The following is a 7,377-nucleotide window of genomic DNA, read 5'->3' on the forward strand; positions in this document are numbered from 1 at the left end:
AAATAAAATTATGAATTGACTATTTCACTGAGTTTTTCAATCAACTTATTGGGGGATTTGACTGCCGTTTCCGTCGCGACTTTAACGACTTTCTTGCCGGCAAATCTCTCCTCGCCCGTTACTTTGACATCGGCAGCAAGCAGGACAATATCTGCCGCAGCAATCTCATCAGCGGTTAACGGGTTCTCAATGCCGATGGTTCCTTGCGTCTCGATTTTAACGTTATGTCCGGCTTTTTTAGCCGCAGTTTCAATTTTCTTTTGCGCAATATAGGTATGTGCAATCCCCACCGTGCAGGCGGTAACGCCGACAATATTCATAATGTTTCTCCGTTAATTAATTTAATAAATTACAAATCGATATTAGCAAGTTGGTATTAAGCATCGGCGTTTTCAGTTTCTGAATTGAAAAGCGCAATGATTTTATGTGGATCAGATTCAACAAGTAATTTAGCGATAATGTCTTCATCCGCCAGTGACCCAGACACTTGTGCCAACAGGCGAATATGGGTGGCATTCTGATCCACCAGGCAAACCGCAAATAAAATAACACAGCGGACATCGCTGCCATCCATGGTCTCCCAGGGAATGGCATGTTGCGTGCGTCCGATGGCTAATGCGGTACGGGAAACACCGGAAGATTTACCATGTGGAATAGCGATATGGTTTTCAAAGCCGGTAGAGCCTAGCTCCTCGCGTAACCAGACATCACGAATAAAGTCTTCCTTATTGGTGACGGCGCCATCCTGGATAAGTAAATCGGTGAGTTCTTCTATCACCTCTTCTTTGGTTCTGGCGGTCATATTTAACTTGATGTTTTTAACATTAAGCACTGTCGAAATATCCATGATTCACCCGCATTCATATAGAGTTGTCGTTAAATAACAAGCCAGCATCGCTGGCGTGATGCAGATCTTTTAAGGCTTATTCAAATACACACTGTGGTTCGAAGAGAAATAACCCGTTATGCAGCGACAGTTTCCCGTTGGAAGATCTCGATCATTCTGTCCCACGCCTGGCTGACATCCTCATGGAGCGAAAACAGACCCGATGTGCCGACGATAAAGACATCTACCCCGGATTCAGCAATCTGACCGAAGGTTTTCTCATTGCAAGAGCCATCAATTTCCGTCAGATAGTGATAGCCATTATTTTTGCGCATGTTGATGAGCTTTCTAATCTTGTTCAGCGACTCAGGAATAAACTTTTGTCCGGCATAGCCAGGGTCAACCGACATGACCGTCACTTTATCCAGCAGATGCGCATATTCGGCAATGCTTTCTGCCGGTGTCGCCGGGTTCAGCACCACCCCGCACTTTTTGCCCGCATCCTTGATCTGATTCAGCAGGCGGAATATTTTGTTATTCGCCGTCTCGGGATGAAAGCTGATGATATCGGCGCCGGCCTCGAGACACATGGGAATGATATCTTCCGGATGATTCACCATCAGATGAACATCAATGGGCACAGTAGTAATTTTTTTCAGATTCTCAATAAAAAAGGGAGACAGTGTGATATTGCGGACGTAATTGCCATCCATTATATCAACATGGTAAAAATCCGCTTTTTTATTCATTGCCGTGATCTGCTCTTTGAACTGCGTTAAATCCATGCACATCAGTGACGGTGAAAATTTAGCGCTCATAAACCACCTCCGATAAATAGTTAGTTAAACATTGCGATGATATGACCCAGCACGATGCCGACAACGCCAAAGTCTGCGTCTCCAAAGGTTGTGGAGCCCAGTCCCATATCCCCCATCATGGGCAAGAGAATGGCAGGCAGGAACGAAATGAGCAGACCGTGAGCAAAAGCCCCTACCACCGCCCCGCGACGTCCGCCGGTAATGTTGCCGTAAACCCCCGCCGTGGCCCCGCAGAAAAAGTGGGGAACCAGCCCCGGGACGATGACGCTCAAGCCGAACAGCGGGCAGAGGAACATACTGACCAGCCCTGCGACAAAGCTTGCGAGGAAGCCGACGATGACGGCATTCGGAGCGAAGGGAAACACCGTCGGACAGTCCAGCGCCGGCTTCGCGTCTTTAACCAGTTTGTCCGCAATCCCTTTAAACGCCGGGACGATCTCGGCAATCACCATCCGAACCCCGGCGAGGATGATATAAACTCCTGCAGCAAACGTGAGGGACTGAATAATGGCGAAGATAATAAAGTTCTGACCAGCGCTCAGGGTCTCCTCGACAAAGGATTTGCCCGCAACGAGCACCAGCACCAGAAACAGAATCATCATGGTGAGAGAGATGGCCACCGATGAGTCGCGAAGGAAATTGAGCGACTTAGGTACTTTGATCTCTTCAATCGAGGGACTACCTTTACCAATAATTTTGCCCACCAGCGCGGACAGCAGATAGCCAATAGATCCAAAATGCCCGAGCGCCAGATCGTCGGTGTTGGTTATTTTACGGGTAAACGGCTGCAAGATAGCCGGGGAGATGACCATCATCGCACCGAGAATAACCGCCCCGATGGCCACCACCCATCCCCCTGACAAGCCCCCTACAGACAGGATAACCGCCAGCATCGCAGCCATATAAAGCGTATGATGTCCGGTCAGAAAGATGTACTTTAATGGCGTTAGACGCGCCAGGGCGATATTGATCAGCATGCCCAATACCATAATGGTGGCGGTTTCCGTGCCGTAATTCTTCTGCGCCAGAGCGGCCATGGCATCAGTGTTGGGCACCACGCCCTGAATATGGAAAGAATGTTCAAATAACTGGCTAAAGATGGTTAACGTATAGGCTATAATACCGGCGCCGGCGGTCAATATGACAAAACCCATGATGGTTTTCAGCGTGCCTGAAATAACGTCTGAAATTCCTTTTTTTTGCAACAGCAGACCGATCAGTGAAAATAAACCAACCAGTATCGCCGGTGTTCCTAGCACATCATAAATAAGAAAATGAAGCATGTTTAACTCCACGAATCAGATAGCCNTTGCTTAAATGTTTTCTGCTAAAATTTCTTTAATTTTATTGTTATCAAGTAAATTACTTAATCCAACGACCTTTGCAGAGTGACTGCTAAGATGTTCTGCAATGTCTTTGGCGCTGAGAATAAGATCGGCAGTTTCGCTTTTTGCCGACGTCAGGTCGGTATGTGCGACTTCAGCTTCTTTATTCATTTCGGCAAGGATCTTTTTGACATTCATTTCAACGATGAAGCTGCTGCCCAAACCATTACCGCACACGATAAGCACTTTTTTCATTCTGTTTTCCTTCAGTCAATAACGGCCTGAATCGCCTTGCTATCATCGGCATTTAACAATCGGTGTAACTTTTGCTGATCGCTAAAGATTTCAGCCAGTTCACCAATCATCGTGATATGTTCATTTCCGGAACGAGCGCATAGTATGATTACCACGTTTACCGGATCGTTCTCTGTCGAGCCGAACGACACCCCTTCTTTAATATGAAGAAGCGATAATCCATTTCTTAACACCCCCTGTTCAGGACGGGCATGAGGCATCGCCAAGCCGGGAGCTAATACGTAATAGGGCCCAAGTTCTTTATGGCTTTGCAAAATCGCCTCAATATACGACCCGGCTATATACCCTTGCATCAGCAAGGGTTCTGCTGCAAGTCGAACGGCATTTTCCCAGCTATCTATTGAGTTAATGACTTTAATTTTATCCGGGGTTAACCAGTCTCTGATCATATGCTCTCCCGAGGGGGTCTATGTGCTGCACTATAAACAGCTAAATAAAATGCAACTGTGATACACCTCCCAAAGTTAGCGCTAACAAAGAAAAATGTTAAAAAGTGCGTTACCGCTAACACTGGCTATAATGTGCTTTCCCCCTCGCTGTGGTAAGTTATAATGCGATTCGCAGATATACTTTCGTTATATTTTATTTTTCAAACGGTTGGTGATTTTGGTGAAGAGTTTAGACGCGGACGGTAGCCCGAAAGAAAAACGACGTAAAGGAACGGGTAAGATAACCCTGACCGAGGTGGCTGAGTTTGTCGGTGTGAGCGCCATGACCGTCTCGCGAGCGCTGAGAATGCCTGAAAAAGTGAATCCTGAGCTTCGCGATCGCATCGATGCGGCCGTCAGTCAACTCGGCTATGTCCCTAATCTGCAGGCACGTAATCTGGCGTCGGTCCATTCCGATCTTATTCTCGCCGTCGTTCCCACCTTCTCTTCGCCGGGTTTTTTGCCGGTCTCTGAAGCGCTGCAAAAAGTGCTGACCGAACGCGGATATACCATGATGTTTATGGAATCCGGGCATGACGGTCAAAGTGAACAAAAGACGTTTGAAAAAATGCTCGCCTATAACCCGGCGGCCATTATTCAGTTCAATATCGATACCATTGAGAGCTGCACCCAGCTGCTGGCCAACGTGGATGTTCCTATTCTGGAAATTGGCGCGCTAAATACCCACCCTGTGGGTATGTGCATCGGCGTGGATTACGGTAAGGCCGTAAAACAGATCGTGACTCATCTGGCCGACGCCTCATTAAAAAACATCGCACTGCTCTGTACCCCGGCTAATAACACAATGTTTCGCCAGTTGCTGAGCGGTTGGAATACGGCGATGCTCGCTCTGAACCGCTCCCCGCACCGGGTGGTAACCACTCATTTGCCATCCACCATCGCCACAGGCGTCAATATATTCAAGGATATGATGATTACCTGGGGCGATCTGGATGCGTTAATTTGCACGTCGGATGAAATGGCCTGTGGATGTATGATGGCCTGCCACAGTGCCGGCATTAAGGTGCCCAATACCGTAGCCATTGCGAGTTTAGGCGGAGGAGTGTTATCGACAGTCTGTTCCCCTGCCCTGACAACCGTTGAGTTTCCCTGGCATGACATTGGGGTGAAAGCCGGTAAAGCTCTTCTCGAACTGCTTAACGATAAGCCTGGTGAAAAGTTCATTGAAATTCCGTCAGTGCTCAAAGTCCGGGCCAGTACCGCGGCATGAGTTTAATATAGGGCGATAAGGCTTCCCCTATCTAGTATCTGTGTGTGGTAGCCAGGGTTTCTACCAGGAAGAATGTCTCTCTGCGAGAGTCCATACAATAAATGCCCAGCTCATAAAGCAAAAAATAGTCGGGACAGTAGCGTTTTTTCGCTACTAAGCGGGTAAACCGCCAGCCTCATTTCCCGTTTATCTTGCCAGCCGCCCCAGGCGGTGATTTCGTAGCCTCGACCCGCCTGGGCGGCTTTGCACTGAAGTCCGTCTAGCGCCAGTCCAGGATATACGATGTCTCCTACGCCAGTTAGCAGGTAAAGCGCACCGCGATAATTCATTTGCACCGCCCTGGTGCCGCACATTCACCATGCCGCCCCCCGTCAGACATGCCCTCATTACATTAACCAGTTGAATATAAAAAATTATTTTATATGGCACGTTTAATGCTCTTCGCTTGTATACCGCAATNTGGACAAGAACGTATGCCATATGGCCACAACAGGTCGCCAGTCTGCGGTCGCAACCTTCCCCTTTCTGTGAGGCATCCAGGGTGGATGCGTTTCACGGAAGCCTGCTTACTGAAAACGGAGAACAACATGACGACACTCAGCGAACCGTTGGTTACCCCGAAATATGGCAAGTGGCGCCAGCTGGTGCTGGGCCTGATCTGTATGGCCGCCATCTCCAGTCCGCAATATGTCTGGACGCTGTTGACAAAACCCTTGGCCGCCAAACTTGGCGTCGGTCTGCCAGAATTGCAGGTCACCTTCTCGCTGCTGATCATCCTGCAGACCTTCTTTTCCCCTTTTCAGGGGCGGTTAGTGGAAAAATTTGGCCCACGGCGGCTGATCGCTATTGGCACAGTGATGGCGGGAATGAGCTGGGTGCTTTCCGCGCAGGTGAATGGCCTGGCAACGCTCTGGCTGGTTTATGGCTGCATGGGCGGCCTCGGGACCGGGATCGTCTACATCGGTGTTGTCGGCCTGATGGTCAAATGGTTCCCACAGCAGCGGGGATTTGCCGCCGGCGCGGTGGCGGCGGNCTACGGGATGGGGGCCATCATAACCACCTTCCCCATCTCCCTGTCGCTGACCACTAACGGCCTTGAACATACGATGACGACTTTCGGGATCCTTTTCGCCCTCGTCGGCTTCCTCGCCAGTCAGGGGCTGAATCTGCCGCCGCCCGCTGTCTCCCAGCCCGTCAGTCAGACGGTGGCGCAGAGCAGCAGATCGTTTACTTCCCGGGAAATGCTGCGCCAGCCGCTGTTCTGGCTGATGTTCGTCATGATGGCGATGATGTCGACTTCCGGGCTGATGGTCACTTCGCAGATGGCGGTGTTCGCCGAGGATTTCGGCATTAGCCAGGCGGTGGTGTTTGGCATGGCGGCGCTGCCGCTGGCGTTAACGATAGACCGCTTTACCAACGGCTTAACCCGGCCGCTGTTTGGGTTTATTTCCGACCGCTTCGGCCGCGAGCAAACCATGTTTATCGCCTTTGCGCTGGAGGGGGTAGCGATGATGCTCTGGCTGGCGTGCCGGGAAGATCCGCTGCTGTTTGTCCTGCTCTCCGGGGTGGTGTTCTTTGGCTGGGGGGAGATCTTCTCGCTCTTCCCGTCGACGCTCACCGATACGTTCGGCAGCGAACATGCCGCCAGCAACTATGGCTGGCTGTATATTTCGCAGGGCATCGGGTCAATCTTTGGCGGTCCGCTGGCGGCACTGCTCTATCAGTACACTCACGGCTGGCATGTGGTCTTCAGCTGCGCGATTGGCCTTGATTTTGTCACCGCCGCCCTCGCGCTGTGGGTGCTAAAACCGTGGCGCGCGCGCTTTATCCGCCAGCATAGCTAATCGTACGCCGGGCAGAAGTGACGGCTCGCCCGTCACTTCACTGATATTCGCTACGCAACAGCGCGTACAGGTACTCATCGCCCCACTCGCCTTTAAAAAAGATATTCTGCCGGTAATGCGCCTCGCGACGAAAGCCCAGCCCTTCCAGGAGTTTGATCGCGCCGGTATTGCGGGTATCAACCACCGCCATCAGCCGGTGATGGGCTAACTGTTCAAAGAGTAAGGCCATCACCGCCCGCATCGCTTCCCGGGCATACCCCTGATGCTGATACGTCGGGGAAAAGGTCATCCCCAGCTCGGCTTGTCTGCCGTGATCTAAGAAGTGGATCCCCACATCTCCCGCCAGCGCACCGTTGGCCTGGATCTCTACGGCAAGCTGGAACCAGCTCTCATCCTCAGCAAAGGCCTGCGAACGCTGTTGTTCATAGAAGGCTGTCGCCTCTGTCATGCCGTAGTGGGTCCAGCTCTGAAAGCGGGCCACCTCCGGCAGATTGCGATAATGGCTGAAAGACGGCAGATCTTCCGTTCTGAACCGGCGCAGCAGCAGCCGGGGCGTGGTCAGGGGTAACATTATCTTTACTCTTCTTNTC

Annotated in this window: 10 protein-coding genes; 2 read left to right on the plus strand and 8 right to left on the minus strand. The window is 50.9% G+C overall.

Annotated features, from left to right (window positions below; genetic code table 11):
• Nucleotides 1-8 precede the first annotated feature (8 nt).
• The 6 genes from VZP09_RS08665 to VZP09_RS08690 all read right to left on the minus strand — a co-directional run bounded on the left by VZP09_RS08665 (nt 9) and on the right by VZP09_RS08690 (nt 3,673).
• Nucleotides 9-320 carry a PTS fructose transporter subunit IIB gene (locus tag VZP09_RS08665; protein WP_004176139.1) on the minus strand — a complete coding sequence of 104 codons (312 nt, stop codon included), beginning with the start codon at nt 318-320 and terminating at the stop codon, nt 9-11.
• Between the two features lie 56 nt (nt 321-376).
• The gene (locus tag VZP09_RS08670; RefSeq protein ID WP_002905131.1) at nt 377-847 is read right to left on the minus strand and encodes a PTS sugar transporter subunit IIA; all 471 of its coding nucleotides are present in this window, start codon (nt 845-847) and stop codon (nt 377-379) included.
• A 116-nt stretch (nt 848-963) separates the two neighbouring features.
• Nucleotides 964-1,644, minus strand: a complete 681-nt coding sequence (alsE, locus tag VZP09_RS08675) for a D-allulose 6-phosphate 3-epimerase (RefSeq protein ID WP_004179925.1) — start codon at nt 1,642-1,644, stop codon at nt 964-966.
• Nucleotides 1,645-1,664: 20 nt separating this feature from the next.
• Complete coding sequence (locus tag VZP09_RS08680) at nt 1,665-2,927, minus strand: PTS ascorbate transporter subunit IIC (protein WP_004176135.1); 1,263 nt, start codon at nt 2,925-2,927, stop codon at nt 1,665-1,667.
• A gap of 30 nt (nt 2,928-2,957) precedes the next feature.
• Nucleotides 2,958-3,224 (minus strand): PTS sugar transporter subunit IIB, encoded by a 267-nt coding sequence (locus tag VZP09_RS08685; protein WP_004176134.1) that lies wholly within the window; start codon nt 3,222-3,224, stop codon nt 2,958-2,960.
• 11 nt (nt 3,225-3,235) lie between these two features.
• A complete protein-coding gene (locus VZP09_RS08690) occupies nt 3,236-3,673 on the minus strand; it encodes a PTS sugar transporter subunit IIA (protein ID WP_004224879.1) in 438 nt (145 codons plus the stop codon).
• Nucleotides 3,674-3,890: 217 nt separating this feature from the next.
• On the opposite strand from VZP09_RS08690, the gene VZP09_RS08695 reads away from it, so the two are divergent.
• Nucleotides 3,891-4,943, plus strand: a complete 1,053-nt coding sequence (locus VZP09_RS08695; RefSeq protein ID WP_004151868.1) for a LacI family DNA-binding transcriptional regulator — start codon at nt 3,891-3,893, stop codon at nt 4,941-4,943.
• 110 nt (nt 4,944-5,053) lie between these two features.
• On the opposite strand, the gene VZP09_RS08700 is transcribed toward VZP09_RS08695, so the two are convergent.
• Nucleotides 5,054-5,272, minus strand: coding sequence for a hypothetical protein (locus VZP09_RS08700; RefSeq protein ID WP_020805169.1), 219 nt, complete (start codon nt 5,270-5,272; stop codon nt 5,054-5,056).
• 216 nt (nt 5,273-5,488) lie between these two features.
• On the opposite strand from VZP09_RS08700, the gene oxlT reads away from it, so the two are divergent.
• Nucleotides 5,489-6,787, plus strand: a complete 1,299-nt coding sequence (oxlT, locus tag VZP09_RS08705) for an oxalate/formate MFS antiporter (protein ID WP_328795046.1) — start codon at nt 5,489-5,491, stop codon at nt 6,785-6,787.
• 37 nt (nt 6,788-6,824) lie between these two features.
• Here oxlT and VZP09_RS08710 read toward each other — a convergent pair.
• The coding region (locus tag VZP09_RS08710) for a GNAT family N-acetyltransferase (protein ID WP_276409207.1) at nt 6,825-7,377 on the minus strand (553 nt) is incomplete at its 5' end.

The sequence above is a fragment of the Klebsiella sp. EMBS2024 genome, assembly GCF_036233805.1.
GTDB classification, from domain to species: Bacteria; Pseudomonadota; Gammaproteobacteria; order Enterobacterales; family Enterobacteriaceae; genus Klebsiella; species Klebsiella pneumoniae.

Bases quoted from the DNA above. Each gene is read 5' to 3' on its own strand.
- VZP09_RS08665 (WP_004176139.1), bottom strand. From the start codon at position 320: ATGAATATTGTCGGCGTTACCGCCTGCACGGTGGGGATTGCACATACC.
- VZP09_RS08670 (WP_002905131.1), bottom strand. From the start codon at position 847: ATGGATATTTCGACAGTGCTTAATGTTAAAAACATCAAGTTAAATATG.
- alsE (WP_004179925.1), bottom strand. From the start codon at position 1,644: ATGAGCGCTAAATTTTCACCGTCACTGATGTGCATGGATTTAACGCAG.
- VZP09_RS08680 (WP_004176135.1), bottom strand. From the start codon at position 2,927: ATGCTTCATTTTCTTATTTATGATGTGCTAGGAACACCGGCGATACTG.
- VZP09_RS08685 (WP_004176134.1), bottom strand. From the start codon at position 3,224: ATGAAAAAAGTGCTTATCGTGTGCGGTAATGGTTTGGGCAGCAGCTTC.
- VZP09_RS08690 (WP_004224879.1), bottom strand. From the start codon at position 3,673: ATGATCAGAGACTGGTTAACCCCGGATAAAATTAAAGTCATTAACTCA.
- VZP09_RS08700 (WP_020805169.1), bottom strand. From the start codon at position 5,272: ATGAATTATCGCGGTGCGCTTTACCTGCTAACTGGCGTAGGAGACATC.